17 protein-coding genes and 1 tRNA gene are annotated in these 15,401 nt (G+C 70.7%); 11 read left to right on the forward strand and 7 right to left on the reverse strand.

The window, feature by feature from the left end:
* Window positions 1-13: 13 nt before the first annotated feature.
* Both ACWD0F_RS22540 and ACWD0F_RS22545 read left to right on the forward strand, forming a co-directional pair.
* Entirely contained in the window at window positions 14-1,024 is a 1,011-nt protein-coding gene (locus tag ACWD0F_RS22540) for a chorismate-binding protein (RefSeq protein WP_449878393.1), read from the forward strand.
* A complete protein-coding gene (locus ACWD0F_RS22545) occupies window positions 1,025-1,855 on the forward strand; it encodes an aminotransferase class IV (protein ID WP_449878395.1) in 831 nt (276 codons plus the stop codon).
* A 75-nt stretch (window positions 1,856-1,930) separates the two neighbouring features.
* On the opposite strand, the gene ACWD0F_RS22550 is transcribed toward ACWD0F_RS22545, so the two are convergent.
* A complete protein-coding gene (locus tag ACWD0F_RS22550) occupies window positions 1,931-3,154 on the reverse strand; it encodes an LVIVD repeat-containing protein (protein WP_449878397.1) in 1,224 nt (407 codons plus the stop codon).
* Window positions 3,155-3,397: 243 nt separating this feature from the next.
* Between ACWD0F_RS22550 and ACWD0F_RS22555 the strand changes: the two genes are divergently transcribed.
* Window positions 3,398-4,009: a DUF305 domain-containing protein gene (locus ACWD0F_RS22555; RefSeq protein WP_449878399.1), complete on the forward strand. Its 612-nt coding sequence runs from the start codon at window positions 3,398-3,400 to the stop codon at window positions 4,007-4,009.
* A gap of 113 nt (window positions 4,010-4,122) precedes the next feature.
* Here ACWD0F_RS22555 and ACWD0F_RS22560 read toward each other — a convergent pair whose 3' ends face one another.
* Window positions 4,123-4,539 (reverse strand): SsgA family sporulation/cell division regulator, encoded by a 417-nt coding sequence (locus ACWD0F_RS22560; protein WP_020547189.1) that lies wholly within the window; start codon window positions 4,537-4,539, stop codon window positions 4,123-4,125.
* A gap of 459 nt (window positions 4,540-4,998) precedes the next feature.
* Between ACWD0F_RS22560 and ACWD0F_RS22565 the strand changes: the two genes are divergently transcribed.
* Together ACWD0F_RS22565 and ACWD0F_RS22570 are read left to right on the forward strand one after the other, a co-directional pair.
* A tRNA-Val gene (locus ACWD0F_RS22565) sits at window positions 4,999-5,073 on the forward strand.
* A gap of 303 nt (window positions 5,074-5,376) precedes the next feature.
* Window positions 5,377-5,778 (forward strand): PASTA domain-containing protein, encoded by a 402-nt coding sequence (locus ACWD0F_RS22570; RefSeq protein WP_449878401.1) that lies wholly within the window; start codon window positions 5,377-5,379, stop codon window positions 5,776-5,778.
* Window positions 5,779-6,133: 355 nt separating this feature from the next.
* On the opposite strand, the gene ACWD0F_RS22575 is transcribed toward ACWD0F_RS22570, so the two are convergent.
* Both ACWD0F_RS22575 and ACWD0F_RS22580 read right to left on the reverse strand, forming a co-directional pair.
* Window positions 6,134-6,415 (reverse strand): hypothetical protein, encoded by a 282-nt coding sequence (locus tag ACWD0F_RS22575; RefSeq protein WP_449878404.1) that lies wholly within the window; start codon window positions 6,413-6,415, stop codon window positions 6,134-6,136.
* Between the two features lie 178 nt (window positions 6,416-6,593).
* Window positions 6,594-6,773 (reverse strand): hypothetical protein, encoded by a 180-nt coding sequence (locus tag ACWD0F_RS22580; RefSeq protein ID WP_449878406.1) that lies wholly within the window; start codon window positions 6,771-6,773, stop codon window positions 6,594-6,596.
* Window positions 6,774-7,028: 255 nt separating this feature from the next.
* Here ACWD0F_RS22580 and ACWD0F_RS22585 point away from each other — a divergent pair, with 255 nt between their 5' ends.
* The 4 genes from ACWD0F_RS22585 (at window position 7,029) to ACWD0F_RS22600 (ending at window position 10,951) form a co-directional block, all read left to right on the forward strand.
* The gene (locus ACWD0F_RS22585) at window positions 7,029-7,217 is read left to right on the forward strand and encodes a hypothetical protein (RefSeq protein WP_449878408.1); all 189 of its coding nucleotides are present in this window, start codon (window positions 7,029-7,031) and stop codon (window positions 7,215-7,217) included.
* 85 nt (window positions 7,218-7,302) lie between these two features.
* On the forward strand, window positions 7,303-8,448 hold the full coding sequence (locus ACWD0F_RS22590; RefSeq protein ID WP_449878410.1) for a methyltransferase domain-containing protein: 1,146 nt from the start codon (window positions 7,303-7,305) through the stop codon (window positions 8,446-8,448).
* Between the two features lie 15 nt (window positions 8,449-8,463).
* Window positions 8,464-8,895, forward strand: a complete 432-nt coding sequence (locus tag ACWD0F_RS22595; RefSeq protein ID WP_449878411.1) for a nuclear transport factor 2 family protein — start codon at window positions 8,464-8,466, stop codon at window positions 8,893-8,895.
* Between the two features lie 190 nt (window positions 8,896-9,085).
* Window positions 9,086-10,951, forward strand: coding sequence for a hypothetical protein (locus tag ACWD0F_RS22600; RefSeq protein ID WP_449878413.1), 1,866 nt, complete (start codon window positions 9,086-9,088; stop codon window positions 10,949-10,951).
* 41 nt (window positions 10,952-10,992) lie between these two features.
* Here ACWD0F_RS22600 and ACWD0F_RS22605 read toward each other — a convergent pair whose 3' ends face one another.
* Both ACWD0F_RS22605 and ACWD0F_RS22610 read right to left on the reverse strand, forming a co-directional pair.
* Window positions 10,993-11,976 (reverse strand): amidohydrolase family protein, encoded by a 984-nt coding sequence (locus tag ACWD0F_RS22605; protein WP_449878415.1) that lies wholly within the window; start codon window positions 11,974-11,976, stop codon window positions 10,993-10,995.
* On the reverse strand, window positions 11,973-12,338 hold the full coding sequence (locus ACWD0F_RS22610; protein ID WP_449878416.1) for a metal-sulfur cluster assembly factor: 366 nt from the start codon (window positions 12,336-12,338) through the stop codon (window positions 11,973-11,975). The genes ACWD0F_RS22605 and ACWD0F_RS22610 overlap by 4 nt, the downstream gene beginning before the upstream one ends.
* 71 nt (window positions 12,339-12,409) lie before the next feature.
* Between ACWD0F_RS22610 and ACWD0F_RS22615 the strand changes: the two genes are divergently transcribed.
* Complete coding sequence (locus ACWD0F_RS22615; protein WP_449878418.1) at window positions 12,410-13,147, forward strand: IclR family transcriptional regulator; 738 nt, start codon at window positions 12,410-12,412, stop codon at window positions 13,145-13,147.
* 232 nt (window positions 13,148-13,379) lie between these two features.
* Window positions 13,380-14,036 carry an NAD(P)H-binding protein gene (locus ACWD0F_RS22620; RefSeq protein WP_449878419.1) on the forward strand — a complete coding sequence of 219 codons (657 nt, stop codon included), beginning with the start codon at window positions 13,380-13,382 and terminating at the stop codon, window positions 14,034-14,036.
* 60 nt (window positions 14,037-14,096) lie between these two features.
* On the opposite strand, the gene ACWD0F_RS22625 is transcribed toward ACWD0F_RS22620, so the two are convergent.
* Window positions 14,097-15,353 carry an MFS transporter gene (locus tag ACWD0F_RS22625; RefSeq protein WP_449878421.1) on the reverse strand — a complete coding sequence of 419 codons (1,257 nt, stop codon included), beginning with the start codon at window positions 15,351-15,353 and terminating at the stop codon, window positions 14,097-14,099.
* Window positions 15,354-15,401 lie beyond the last annotated feature (48 nt).

The following is a 15,401-nucleotide window of genomic DNA, read 5'->3' on the forward strand; positions in this document are numbered from 1 at the left end:
AAATGCTGGGAGAATGGCAGGCGTGTACGACGGCTTCGCCCACTTAGGTCACCGGTTCGCCACCGGGCTGCGCGACGTGACCTCCGACCTGGCCGCGCTCGACGGCGCGGGCTGGTGGGCGGTCGTCGTCGACTACGAGGGCAAGGTGACCTGCGCCCGGTTCGACCGGGTGCGCCGGGCGCCGCTGCCCGAGCCCGCCGCCCCCTGGCACGGCCCGCGCCCCGATCAGTGGCGCAGCTCCCTCGACCGGGCCGCCTACGAGCACGGCGTGCGCGTCATCCGCGACCACATCGAGCGCGGCGAGGTCTACCAGGCCAACCTCTGCCGGATCCTGACCGCGCCGGTCCCGCCCGGCGCCGACCCGCTGGCCCTGGCCGCCCGCCTGGCCAGAGGCAACCCCGCCCCCTACGCCGCCGTCGTCCAGATCCCCGGGCTCAGCGTGGTGTCGGCCTCGCCGGAGCTCTACCTGTCGCGCGACGGCGACGTCGTGGAGTCCCGGCCGATCAAGGGCACCGGCGTGACCGCCGCCGACCTGCTGGAGAAGGACTACGCCGAAAATGTCATGATCGTCGACCTGGTCCGCAACGACCTGGGCCGGGTGGCGGCGGTCGGCTCGGTCGAGGTGCCGTCGTTGTGCGCGGTCGAGGAGCATCCCGGCCTGGTCCACCTCGTCTCCACCGTGCGGGCCAGGCTGGCGCCGGGCGCGGGCTGGCCGGAGCTGTTCGCGGCCACGTTCCCGCCCGGATCCGTCACGGGAGCTCCCAAATCGTCGGCTCTGCGCATCATCAATGAGCTCGAACCGGTCCCGCGCGGGCCGTACTGTGGGGCCGTGGGCTGGGTCGACGCCGACCGTGGCAGGGCGGCGCTGGCCGTCGGCATCAGAACGTTCCAGATCTCGTCAGGAGAGGTCCGGTTCGGCACCGGAGCGGGCATCACCTGGGGGAGCGACCCCGAGCGCGAATGGCTCGAGACCGAGCTCAAGGCAGCCAGGCTCATCACACTGGCATCCACAGGAGGAATCTGAATGAACATCCCTGTCTGGGTCAACGGCAAGCTGATCGACCCCGCCGAGGCGACCGTATCGGTGTTCGACCACGGGCTCATGGTGGGCGACGGCGTCTTCGAGACCATCAAGATCGTGAACGGCGAGTCGTTCGCGCTCACCCGGCACCTCGACCGCCTCACGCTCTCCGCCCAGCGCATGGACCTGCCCGAGCCCGACGTCGAGGCCATCGCCGACGGCATCGCCCGGCTTCTGGAGGTCGCGCCCGCCTGGGCGCTCGGCCGTATCCGCGTCACCTACACCAGCGGCCCCGGCCCGCTCGGCTCCGACCGCGGCGACGAGGGCACCACCTCGGTCGTCATCGTGGACGAGCAGAAGCCGTTCCCCGCCACCGCCAACGTCGCCGTCGTCCCCTGGCCGCGCAACGAGCGCGGCGCCCTGTCCGGCGTCAAGAGCACCTCCTACGGCGACAACGCCAAGGCCCTCCTGCACGCCAAGAGGCGCGGCGGCGGCGAGGCCATCTTCGGCAACCTCGCGGGCAACCTCTGCGAGGGCACCGGCTCCAACATCTTCATCGTGCGCGACGGCCGCCTGCTCACCCCCACGCTGGAGTCCGGCTGCCTGGCCGGCGTCACCCGGGCCCTGACGCTCGAATGGTGCGGCGGCGAGGAGAGCGACGTGCCGCTGGCGGCGCTGTACGACGCCGAGGAGGCCTTCCTCACCTCCACCACCCGCGACATCCAGCCGATCAAGCTGGTCGACGACACCGAGATCCCCGCCGCCCCCGGCCCGATCACCACCAAGGCCATGCGGATCTTCGCCGAGCGCGCCGCCACCGACCTCAACCCGTGACGCGCTGACCCGGCGTTCCCCTGTGACGCGCACCCGGACGAACGGCCCCGCCCGAGGCGGGGCCGTCGTGTGCGGTCAGTAGCTCTTCTGGGTCTGGACGTTGAAGTCGTCCATCTTGACCTGCTTGGCCGGATCGGTGAGCGGGTCGTCGATCTCCAGGACGTCCAGGCCCTCCTGGATGTCGCTGGAGTAGATGTAGCCGTTGTAGTAGTACGCCGACCAGGAGCCCGCCAGGCCGTCGCCCTGCCACGGGCCGCGCTCGAAGAAGCCGATCTCCTTGGGGCCGGCGGAGTCGGTGAAGTCCCAGATCGACACGCCGCCCTGATACCACGACTGGACCATGATGTCCTTGCCCGGCACCGGGATCAGGGAGCCGTTGTGGGCCACGCAGTTCTCCTGCTCCTCCTGCTGCCGGGGGATCTTGAAGTAGCCGCGCAGCTCCAGCTGCTGGTTCACCAGGTCGTAGACGGCGTTCGCGCCCTTGGTCTGCGGCGTGTTGCGGTCGCAGGTGGGCTGGCCGCCGCCGCCGAGCTCGTCGCTGAAGACGACCTTGGTGCCGTCGTTGTTGAACGTCGCCGAGTGCCAGATCTGGAAGTTCTCCTTGTCGGTGAGGTGCTGGAGGAGCTTCGGCCGCACCGGGTCGGAGATGTCGAGCAGCAGGCCGTCGCCGAAGCAGGCGGCCGCGGCCAGCTTCTTCTCCGGGAAGGCGGTGATGTCGTGGCAGCCGGCGCCGTACTCGGTGTTCACGCCGTCCGGGAGGAGGTTCGGCTTCGCCACGATCTTCGCGGACTCGGGCGACTTCGTCGGGATCTCCACGACCTGGAGGAGCTCCTGCGGCGGCCGGCACGTATCCGACTCCGGCTCGGGGCCGGGCGACGAGACGTACACGTAGAGGGTCTCCCCCGCCGGGACCATCGTGTGCGTGTGCGAGCCGCAGTCGGTCGCGACCGCGCTGATGTACTTCGGGCTCTTCTTGTCGCTGATGTCGAAGAGCCGCAGGCCCTCCCAGGCGGCCTGATCCTCGCCCGAGTCGCACTCGGGGCCGTCGCGCGGCTCGTCGATCGACAGGATCAGCAGGTCCCCGTAGACCGTGACGTCGTTCTGCTGCGCCGGGCAGGCCACCTGGCTGACGATCCGCGGATGGGTGGGATCGCTGATGTCATAGATCGAGAAGCCGCCGAAGTTGCCGGCGTAGGCGTAGTTCCCCTGAAACGCCAGGTCGGTGCTGACGTCGTCCTCGCCGTCAAAGGGCGCCGTTTTCGGCACATGAGCGACATGCCGCACGTTGTCGCTCGTCATGACATCACCCGGGGCCGTGTCGGGTTCACGGGCCGGAGCGCTGGTCTCCTGCGAGGTGGTTGCCTGCGTGGGCGCCCCGGCCGGCTCTCCGCTCGCCGCACACGCGGAAGCCAGGAGCAGCACCGTAAACAACAACGCTCCGCGCAGCTTGGCAGAGATCAACGCGCATTCCCCTTTGTCTCGTAGTTCACTATGGAAGCTATGTCAGCAGGTTCGCAGCCGCGTACGGTGTTCATCACAGTTATGGCGATATTGACCCTTGCTGGCTGTTCGCCGGATCCCGCCCTGCCCTCGGCCATCGGGACGGAGGCGCCGGTGATCGTGCCGGGCAGTCCGGGGGCGCAGGGCCGTACGGCGTCGCCCGGGGAGCGGGTCGGACGCACGCCCGTGCCCACGGTGGCCTCGGACGTCCGCTTCGCGGAGTCGATGATCCCGCACCACCGCCAGGCTCTGGAGATGACCTCGCTGGTGGAGGCCCGCACGACCACGCCGGCCGTCCGCTCGTTCGCCCGCTCGATCACCGCCGCGCAGACCCCGGAGGTCAAGGCCATGACCGCCTGGCTGGCCGAGCTCGGCCGCCCCGCTCCGGCCGCGCACGGGCACGACCGGATGAGCGGGTACGGGATGGCGACGGAGCAGGAGCTGAACGCGCTGCGCGCGGCCGAGGGGACGGACTTCGACCGGACGTTCCTGCGGCTCATGACCCGCCATCACCAAGGGGCGGTGCGGATGGCGGGCGAGGAGCTGGCGGGCGGCCGTGACCAGCGGATGCGGCTGCTGGCCAAGGACGTCTACTCGGGGCAGAGCATCGAGATCGGCCGCATGCGGGAGGCGCTGGTGTCACTGCCGGCCTGACGGGCCGCCGACGGCCTCCACCCGATCGTCACAGGCGCCGTCACAGGCGCCGGAACGCCCGAAGGCCGGCTTCGCCTTCAGCGAAACCGGCCTTCGGGGAAGAGTGGCGGGGGTCAGGAGGGCCAGAGCATGTTGGTCAGCTCGGCGTCCAGGTCCATGAAGTCGGTCTCCCGGCCCGCGGGCACCTTCTCATAGGTCCGATGGAGGAACTCGGTGAGCGGCGCCAGCGGCACCTCGAAGAGCGCCTGGCCGAACGGCGACGTCAGACTGATGTGCAGCGTGCGTTCGCCGTCGGCACGCGCGGGCCACACCTGCACGTCACCATCGCCGACACGCCGCACGATGCCCACAGTCAGCAATTCGCGGGCGAAGATCCACTCGACCGGCTCGTCGTTCCCTACGTGGAAGGCCATGCGGATGGCGTACGGATCGTCGGCTGTGTAACTCAGTCCGGCGAGCAGGGGGACGGTAGTACGGTCGGGGACCACAAGCCGAAGGCCAAGCTCGGCGGAGACGGTGGTGCTGTTCATCGTCAGCCAAACCTTTTCGTCGTAGGTCCCCTTTCGGGGCTTTCACTGCTCTGACGGACTTCGTCCTGAGCTATGACGCGGAACGAAGAAACCTGTAGGAAAGATTCCGCTTCTAGGGCCTTCTGTAACGCACATCACAGCTAGACATTTAGGCATCTACCAGGCTAAACGGCATCAATCGGGTCGTATTTACAAGGGTTTTGCGTGCTGCGGAGCCTGTCCCGGTGAGCTTGGACCATGAACGTTTCTCACTTAAAGATCGCGCCCGCCGCCTTCCGGAACACGACGATGGTATGCCACCGACCCGCCATGCCGATGGGCAACCGCCGCGTTTCACCCGAATCCCTCTCGCTACCCTTCCGAGCCCCCCGCCGGAGCCGCTCCGCCGCTCCGCTTCGCCAGCAGGTCCCGGAGTGCGGTATGGTTTTCCACGTCGGCACCGCGAGGGACCGGCAGGGCGGGCGATTAGCTCAGCGGGAGAGCGCTTCGTTCACACCGAAGAAGTCACTGGTTCGATCCCAGTATCGCCCACCATGCAGAACACTCCCAGAAGAGATCGTCTTCTGGGAGTTTTCGCTTTCAAAGGGACGGCGTGCGGCCCACGTACGCGATCAGCCCATGCGGCGCGCAGAGTTCGTGAGCCCTCGGCATCAGATGCGCCTGGCGCCGGGTGGGGCGTGGATCTTCGTGGCCGAGCAGCCATCCGAGATTGCCGCGGTGGACCGGCCCACCCTCGAAACCGGCCACAGCCGAAAGCGGTGCGTGACAACTCGATCACACCTTTCGCCGTCTCATCTCCTGTAACGGTCCATCCCCCGAGGCACGCAGGAGTGCACGTTGCTCAACCGCTTCGCTCTATCCGCCGTCGCCGCCGTATGCCTCACCGCTTGCGGCAGCGGCACTTCGCCGGCCGCCCCCGTCGAGACAGTCACCGCGACCGTTCAAGCCACGCCCACAACCACCGACAGCCTCGCCGGGACCGCCCCTCCCCAACCGAGCGTCACCTCAGCGGCGAAAAAGAAGAAGCTGCCGGACGTGGTCGGCATGAACCTCCAAGAAGGCCAGGACACGCTCCAGGCCGCAGGCTTCTATGTGCTGAACGACAAGGACGCCACCGGGCAGAACCGGCTGCAGGTGCTCGACCGCAACTGGGTCGTCACCAGGCAGGCACCTGCCGCAGGGCAGTTGGTGAGCACAGACACGCTGATCACTCTGTACGCCGAGAAGATCGACGAATAGCGCGCAACATGAATCAGCCCCGCTCTCCGAAGGGAACCCTGTGATCACCAGCGTGATCACAGGGCTGTATCACGTGTCGGAGCGGATGCCTGACCGGCTCCACTTCACGGGTGTGTGCGGCTCCGAGATCGGACCGGTGTGCGAGGGCCCATTGGCCCAGGGCTGCTGCGAGGGGCAACTCCTGGAAGTCACAGGCCCCGAGGCGGTGACGGACACGGATGTGGCCGACGCTCTCGCCCAGGTCACCGGCCGTCCGATCCCGCTGCGAGCAGGTCACGGACACCGCCTTGGCCGCAACGCTGTCCGAACGCGGACTCCCCGAGATGTACGTCCAGGGCTGGACGCCCGGAAGTGGTCAAGACAGGCGGCAGCCCGTACCGGAAAGGGTGCCGTTCCATGGGAACACGCTGGCACACGTGTACGTGCCAGATGCCACGCCGAACAGGATGGACACCATCACGTCGGCGTATCCGGTCCCGGCGCAGCCCCACGCGGTCAACGTGTACCCGCCCGACCCGTCAGGGCCGCGTTCGCCGGAGAAGCATTCATGGGAGCCGTCCGCTCGGGCGGGGGCGGGGACCAGGACCACAGCCAGCAGTGCGGCAGCGGCCGCGGCGGCGATGCGTTTGAAGGGCATGTCCTGACCGTAGGAGCGGTCTGCCGGGGCGGCCTAGATGCGGGCTGTCACCGCGGGGCGTTAATTCTTCACAACACCGGCGCCAAAGCCGCCTCCGCCCGGCAGCCGGACCGGCGGTAGCCGTACGACGCGAAGACGCCGCCCTCCCCGCACAGAGAAGGGCGGCTTCCGGTCGGGTTCACAGATCCTTGCACCACATCCACTTGCCATCGATCAGGCATTTGTACCAGCCGTCGTTCGCGGGGTTCCACGCGTAAGCGGGACCGCTCGCCACGCCGATCGTCAGCACGGTGGTGATGGACAGGAGGGCCAGAGCCAGCGCCCGGCGCACGCCCCGGGCCGCGAATATGTTTCTCATAACCGTTATGCAACACGTCGCCACTTGGAGCGCTCTTGGAGCTGGCTGCAACGCGAAGAAGCCCGGCCGTCCGGCAGGCGGGCTTCTTCGCGTTGCGCACCAGAGCGGACGAACATGTAGAGACTGGAATACCGGGCTTGTTCGGGGAGTGGCCGGTTCCGGACACAGTGCCGTTCTGGGGTGGACGGTCGGCGGTGGAACGTCGATGCTGGTGGGGCTGCACCGTCGCGATCATTGGCTGACCGGGAGAACCGCATGAAGACCCGTACCTGGATTCGCCGTGCCACCGCCTCCGCCGCCGGCCTGGCCGCCGTGCTGGCGCTGAGCACCGCTCCCGCGCAGGCGGATGACACGTCTCCGTGCACGGATGCGACCGTGGTCCGCACGCCGCAGGCAGCCCTGGTGCTGGCCGACGGCGATTCGGGCGGCAAGCGCCCGGTGTGAGGACGGAAGTCGACGGCAAGAGCCTCTTGCTCCATCGCAATGCGTAGCTCTATGGTCGCGATGAGCGACCATAGAGGAGGCTGGCGTGGGCGGTAAGCATGAGGGCCTCGACCACCTGCTCGACGTCGTCAGTGCGGGCCGTCCGGTCAGCACGGCCATGGCGAAGGCGCTGCGGGCCAGGCCGCGGCACCTGTTCGTGCCCGCCGTAGCGATCGCCGACACCGATGCGGGGCCCCTCCTCATCGACCGCGACGCCGATCCGGACGCGTGGTGGCGGACCGTCTACGGGCCGGCCGCCATCGTGACGCAGCTCGACCTCGGCGCGACCGGCATCCGCGAGGTCGAAGGGCGCTACACCTCGTCCAACTCCGCGCCGGGGACCGTGGTCGACCTGCTCACCTGGCTCGGCGCCGAGCCAGGGCACCGGGTGCTGGAGGTGGGCACGGGCACCGGCTGGACCGCCGGGCTGCTGTCCCACCTGGTCGGCGAGCGCGGGAGTGTGACGTCGATCGAGGTGGACGAGGCGGTCGCCGGGCAGGCCGCGAAGAACCTGGCCGCCGGCGCGCAGCCGCGCCTGGTCGTCGGTGACGGCGCGCTCGGCCTGCCTGATGGAGCGCCGTATGACCGGGTGCACGTCACCTGCGCGGTGCACACCATCCCCTACGCGTGGGTGGAGCAGTGCCGGGCCGGTGGGGTGATCGTCACGCCGTACTCGACCGAGTTCGGCGCCGACGTCTGCGTGCGGCTCGTGGTCATGCCGGACGGAACGGCCGTGGGGCGGTTCCCCGGGCCGGCGTCGTACATGATGATGCGCTCACAGGACGGGACCCCGGTCAGCGGTGACGACGGCAGCGGCCGCCGGTCCGCCACCCGGGTGGACCCGCGGATCATCGCCTCCGCGCCGGCGGGCGCCGCGCTGGCCATGTCGGCTCTCACCGGGCTGCGCATCCGGGCGAACGACGGCGCGGACCGCTTCGTGCTGTACGTGCTCGACCCGGCCGACCCCGCCCGCTGGGCGGCGGCGGTCCACGACCCGGACGGCGAGCACCTCGCCTACCAGCTCGGCGACCGTGATCTGTGGGAGGAGGTCACCGGCGCCCATGCGCGGTGGGTGGCCTGGGGTGAGCCCGGCCGGGACCGGTTCGGGATGACGCTCACCGCCGGAGGGCGGCGGATCTGGCTGGACAGCCAGGACCTGCCGCTGCGCGATCTGGTCAGCGAGCGCTTCTAGCGTCACGATCACCCCATGGACGCTCAGGAAATCGCCGACCGGCTGGAGATCGCCGATCTGCTGGCCCGCTACACCCGCGCCATCGACTCCGGCCACTGGGATTCGCTCGACGAGGTGTTCACCGAGGACGCGGTGATCGACTACACCTCCTCGGGCGGCACCAGGGGCACCAGGGACGAGGTCAAGACCTGGCTGGCCAAGGTGCTCCCGCACTGGCCGTGCCGGCTGCACCTGATCGGCGCCCCGGTGATCGACTTCGGAGACGGCGAGGCACGCGTGCGCGCCCCGTTCACCGACACCCTGGCCCCGACGCCGGACCTGGTCCAGGCCGGCACCGAGGGCTTCCTGCACGGCGGCGGCTGGTACCACCATCGCCTGCGCCGCACCCCCGCCGGATGGCGCAGCGTCGAGCTGGTGGAGGAGCAGGCCTGGCGCACCGCCGGCTGACCGGCAGGACCACTCCGTCAATCCCGTTTCCGAATCGTTCATCGTTGATGTGCAATGGGACCAGGACGACGGTCGGGAGCCGTCTCCACAGGTTCTGTTCACCCGTGCGTTCATCGGCCCGGGGCGGCGGAAGGGACCCGCCACCCTACGGGTGCGTCATCAGATCCGGTCACCAACGGGGGTTGGGCCAGTGATTGAGGCGCTGGAGCGGGCTCTCCATGACGGGGAGCACGCACTGTACGTCGAAGGGGACATGCGGCGTGCGCGCGAGCGGTTCGACGTCGCCTACCGCGAGGCCGCCGAGCGGGGTGATCCGCCCGCGATGGCGCGGGCCGCCCTGGGCCTGGGCGGGCTGTGGGTGCACGAGCACCGCACGGCGGCCGGGGCGGCGACGGTGCGGGTGCGCCAGCGGGACGCGCTGGCGCTGCTCGATCCGGCGTCCGCGCTGGCGCTGCGGCTGCGCGTGCGGCTGGCGGCCGAGGACGACTACCGCAGCGGCGGGCACGAGGCGATCCTCGCGCTAGTGTCCGAGAGCAGGACGGCGGGGGACCCGGTGGCGCTGGCCGAGGCGCTGAGCCTGGCCCACCACTGCGTGCTGGGCCCCGGGCAGGGGCCGCTGCGGCTGGAACTGGCCAGGGAGCTGATCGGGGTCGCCTCGCGTACGGGCCGCCGCTCCGACCTGCTGGCCGGCCTGCTGTGGTACGCCGTTGACCTGCTGCTGGAGGCCGACCCGCACGCCGAGCGGGCCCTCGCCGAGCTGCGCGGCGCGCTGGCCGGCGAGGAGCACCGGTCGATCGGGTTCGTGCTGGCCGCGATCGAGGTGATGCTGGCCATCCGCTCCGGCCGGTTCGCGCGGGCCGAGGAGCGGGCCGCCGCCTGCTTCCGGCTCGGCATGGAGACGGGCGACCACGACGCCACCGGCTGGTACGGCTGCCATCAGGCCGCCATCCGCTGGTTCCAGGGCCGGATCGGCGAGCTGGTCCCCCTGCTGAGCGACCTGCTGGAATCGCCGGCGTCGAGCGAGGTCGACCCCTCCCCCTACGCGGGCCTGGCCGTGGCCGCCGCGACGGCCGGCGACCGGCACCTGGCCGAGCGCATGCTGGCCAAGCTGCGCGGCAGCGTGCTGGGCGACCTGCCACGCACGAGCACATGGCTGATGTCGATGTACGCGATCGTGGAGGCGGCCGACCTGCTGGGCGACGCCGAGCTGGCGGCCAGGGCGGCGGCGCTGCTGGCGCCGTACGCGGAGTCGCCGGTGATGACGAGCCCCGGCATCGCCTGCTTCGGCTCCGCGTGCCACAGCCTGGGCGTGGCCGCGATCACCACGGGCGACCTCGACCGGGCGGTCGCGTACCTGCGTCAGGCCGTCCACCACAACCTGGCGCTGGGCCACTGGCCGGCGGTCACCCTGTCGCGCTCGCGCCTGGGGCAGGCGCTGGAGCTGCGCGACGGTCCCCGGGACGAGGGCGCGCGGCGCGAGCTGGCGCTGGCCGCGCAGGAGGCCAAGGCGCTCGACATGACGCTGCCGCACCGCCTGACCAGCCGGGTCACCTGCCACGCCGTGGGCCCGCAGTGGCGGGTGGAGCTGGGCGCGCGGGCGGTGCTCGTCGAGCACAGTGTGGGCATGCTGCATCTGGCCGCCCTGCTGGCCGGCCCGGACCAGGAGATTTCGGCCACCGACCTGGCCGCGGGCGCCAGGGACGACGGGCCGGCCCCGTCGCCGCTGCCGGTGATCGACGGGCCGGCGGGGCAGGCGTACAGGAGCCGGCTCGCGCAGCTCGACGCCGAGATCGACGAGCTGGAGTCGAACCATCAGCGCCAGCAGGCGCAGGCGCGGCGCGCCGAGCGCGACCGGCTGGCGGCCGAGCTGGCCTCGGCGACGGGGCTGAGCGGGCGCTCGCGTGGTTTCGACGGCAGCGTGGAGCGGGCCAGGACGGCGGTGGGCAAGGCCATCAGGCGGGCGGTGGAGCGCATCGCGGCGGCCGATCCCGTCATCGGAGCCGAGCTGCGGGCGACCGTGAGAACGGGCGCGCACTGCTCCTACACACCCGGCTGACCCGCGCCCCGCTCAAAGATGAACGGAAGACCCGCCGGAGACTACCGGCCGCGCACCGGGGGCAGGCCGTGCAGCCGGAGCAGGTTCTCGCCCAGGATCTTGCGCTTGGCCTGGTCGGTGAGCTGCGGATAGCCGTAGCCCGCGCACAGGTCCAGCGGGATCTGGAAGTCCCTGAACGCCCGCAGCGCCCACTGCGGATGGAAGATCGGCGCCTCCGAGCCGTAGATGATCTTGTCTTCGCCGCACCAGAAGAGCAGCTTGCCGAGAATCTCGGCGAACATCCTGGGCGCCCTGACGATGAAGTTGATCGTGGCGGCCAGGTCGGCGTACAGGTTGGGGTAGCGGATGAGCTGCCAGCAGGTCTCGTCGATGAACGGCAGGCCGACGTGGAAGATGACGAAATTGATGTCGGGGAAGTTGGCGGCGGCGCCGTCCATGTCCCACGTCTGGGTGTGCTCGATCGGCTGCGGGCCCAGCGGCACGCCCTTGTGCACGCCGATCAGGTTGACGCCCAGGTCGCGGGCCTTCTCGAAGATGGGGAAGGCCACCCGCGGATCGTCCATCCGCCACGGGTACGGCGAGCCGTAGTCGTAGCGGACGTTGTAGAGCTTGAAGGCGCGCGCGTTGTACTCCCCCACCTGGCGCTCCATGAGGTCGAGCGCCTTGCGGCCTTCGAGCGGGTTGACCGTGCCCCAGAAGATCGTCCGGTCCGGGTCGCGGGCGGCCAGCTCGGCGCACTCCTGCCACGGCGACAGGCCGTCGTGGTAGAGGTCGGTGAGCGGCAGCGGCATCGCGATCAGCATGTCGGTGTCGGACTCCTCGTAGACCATGCGGCGGATGTCGTCGACCGTCCACTGCCGCAGGAACTCCTCGGGCGGCAGTATGGTCTCGCCCTCGGGGGTGAGCGTGGTGTGGAAGGCGTACAGGTGGTTGGAGAACATCTGGCCCGCGCCGCCGTAGGCGTTCTTGGCCTCGAAGTTGAACACGTGGGCGACGCTGTCGAACACGAAGAAGTCGTCGATCATCGCAGTTCCTCCCTGATGTAGGCCGCCTTGTCGGGCACCTGTGCGGGGGCGGGCAGGAAACGCAGCAGCCGGGCGGCCCTCGGGGAGAGCCGGTCCACCGTCCACGCCTCGTCCCACACGACCTCGACCTCCGCCTCGCGGACGCCGGGCTGCTCCTCGATCCTCTCGCGCACCTCGGTGAGCACCCTGGTCGCGAACGGGCACCAGCCCGACGTCAGCAGGAGCTCCACCCTGGCCCGGCCATCGTGCACCTGGACGGACCTGACGAGGCCCATCTCCACGACCGAGATGCCCTTCTCCCTGCAGCACGGGTCGTAGACCCCGGACAGCGCCTGACTGGCCCACTGCGGTATATCCGGCATGTCCTCATCGTCGGACGGGTGTGCCTCCTGGGGTAGGCGTGCGCTTTTCAGATGGCGCACATGCTGGAGTGATGACCGGCGAACAACCCAGCGATCTGATCCGCAGCGTCTCGCGAGCGCTCCGCGTGCTCGAAGAGGTCGCGCGGACCGACCGGCCGCTGTCGGTCAAGGTCATCGCCCGCCGCTGCGGCCTCAACCTGTCCACCTCCTACCACCTGGTCCGCACCCTGTGCTACGAGGGCTACCTGCGCCGCCTGCCCGTCGGCGACTACGTGATCGGCGCGCAGGTGGCCGAGCGGTTCCACGAGATGTTGCGGGCCTTCGAGCGCCCGCCGACCGCCTGCTCGGTGCTGCGGCACCTGGCCGCCGAGACCGGCCACACCGCCTACCTGGCCCATCTCGCCGGCGGGCGGCTGATCGTGGTGGACGTGGCCGAGGGGCCGCGCTCGCCCTGGCTGGAGGATCTGCAGGCGGGCCTGGAGACGGCGCCGCACGCCACCGCGCTCGGCAAGGCGCTGCTGCTGTCGTTACCGGCGCGGCTCCGGAGCGGCATCCTGACCGAGTACGGCCTGCGCCGCTTCACCTCCGCCACTCCCGCGAGCGTGGAGGAGGTGGAGGCGGAGTTGTCCGGGCTGCGGCCCGGACAGGTCGTCGAGGAGCACGGGCAGTTCAGGGAGGAGGTGGCGTGCGCGGGCGCGGTGGTGCCCGGCACGGACTGGGCGATCGGGATCTCGGCCATCGGCCTGGCGGTCCCGTCACCGGCCAAGGCCCTCCTGGCGGTCGCGGCCGGCGACCTGGCCCGCGCTTGACCCGTTGCGCCGGGGGTCTTCGCCACGCGGTGCCGCATGTACGCGCCGTCCCGGTGTGCGCGCCGTACCGGTGTGCGCGCCGTACCGGTGTGCGCGCCGTACCGATGTGCGCGCCGTACCGATGTGCGCGCCGTACCGATGTGCGCGCCGTACCGGTGTGCGGGCCGCTGCCCGGCGGGCGGCCCTATGCTCGTCCTGCCGGCATCATGGAGCAGATCGGGGCGAGCCGCGCATGAGAGTGATCCTTTTCGGGGCCACCGGCATGGTGGGGCGCGGGGTGCTGCGCGAGTGCCTGCTCGACGACCGGGTGAGCGCCGTCCTCTCGGTCGGGCGGTCGGCCACCGGCGTCGCCGGCGCCAAGCTGCGCGAGATCGTGCCCGCCGACCTGACGGACCTGGCGCCGATCGAGGCGGAGCTGGCCGGCTACGACGCCTGCTTCTTCTGCCTGGGGGTCTCCTCGGCCGGGATGAGCGAGAAGGACTACCGGCGGGTCACCTACGACCTCACGCTGTCGGTCGCCGGCACCCTGGCCAGGGTCAACCCCGAGTCCACCTTCGTGTACGTCTCCGGCGCCGGCACCGACGCCCGGGGCCGGGCGATGTGGGCCAGGGTGAAGGGCATGACCGAGAACGCGCTGCTCGACCTGCCGTTCCGGGCCTACATGTTCCGCCCCGGCTACATCCAGCCGATGCACGGCGTCACCTCGCGCACCCGGCTCTACCGCACCGCCTACGTCGTGACCCGGCCGCTGTTCCCGCTGCTGCGGCGGTTGTTCCCCACGGCGGTGACCACGACCGAGCAGATCGGCCGGGCCATGATCACCGTGGCCGGGCGGGGCGCGGGCAAGCGCGTGCTCGGTCCCGCGGACATCAACGCGCTCGCGCATTAACGCGCTCGCGTACTAACGCGCTCGCGTACTAACGCGCTCGCGTACTAACGCGCTCGCGTCTCAGCGCGCGGAGCCGCGCCCCGGCATCAGGGGGACGGCCAGCAGCGGCAGGGCCGCCGCCAGTGCCCACACGGTCTGCCAGGAGGTGGCGGCGAGGACGACGGGGATCAGCAGCGGGGTGAGGAACACGGCTCCGAAGCACGCGGTGCCCTCCAGGCCCAGCGCCGTCCCGGCCCTGGCCGGGCCCGCCATGGCGGCGACCTCGGTGTAGGCGATGCCGTGCCAGCCGTTGGCCAGCAGGCCGCCGAGCGCCAAGGCGGCCACGGTGACCGGGGTGGGCGCGTCGGTGAGCACGGCAGCCCCCGCCATGAAGATCCCCGTGAGCGCTCCGAAGGCGCGCAGGCTGGAGCGGCGGTTGCCGTGCCGGTCGGTGTGCCGGCCCGCCCAGACGCGCAGCACGCCGCCGCCCACCTGGGCGACGATGACCGTGACGCTGGCCAGGGCGGCGCCTCCGCCTTTGACGTCGTGCAGGAAGATGGCGGTGAAGGACAGGACGGCGGCCTGCGGGACGGTGAACAGGGCGCTGGCCAGGGCCACCCGCCAGACGTCCCAGCGCAGCAGCGGCGAACGCCCCACCCGCGCGCCCGCCGCCTGGCTCACCCTCTGCCGCGGCGCCTGGCCTTCGAGGTCCGGCGCGGGGTCCGGCTCGTGGAGCCAGCGCCAGGTGGCCAGCGTCGCCGCCAGGCAGAACACGGCGGGTACGGCGTAGACGGCGCGGAAGCCGTACGCCTCGGCCAGCCACGGCAGCAGGGCCACACCGGCCGCACCGCCCACCGGGATCGCCGTCTGGCGGATGCTCATGGCGAAGCCACGCTCCCCGTCCGCGAACCAGTTCATGATCGCCCGCCCCGACGCCCCGTTGACGCTGCCGCCCAGCGCTCCGGCCGCGAACAGCCCCACGGCCAGCGTCACGACCCCGGCCCCGTCCGCCGGGGTGGCGAGCAGGGCCATGAGCACCAGCAGCAGGCCGGTGGCCGTCAGCCCCGTGAGCAGGACCCGCCGGTCGCCGAACCGGTCCGTCGCCAGACCCCACACGATGTCGGACGCCGCCACCCCCAGCCCCAGGCAGGCCAGCACCAGGCCGAGGGTGCCCGTGGACAGGTGGTAACCGGCCCGCATCGTGATGCCGGTGACCGGAATGCCGGAGAACATCGCCGAGAAACTGGCCTGCGCTCCGACGCCCACGGAGAGGATCATCCATCGGTGCCGCGGCCCGTACCGGCCGGTCCGGCCGCCGACGGCGGAGCTCAATGTCATCGCAGACCACCCTTTGCCACGAAATAACCGCTGATAGCGGTTAGCACC

The organism is Nonomuraea sp. NPDC002799, assembly GCF_053592075.1.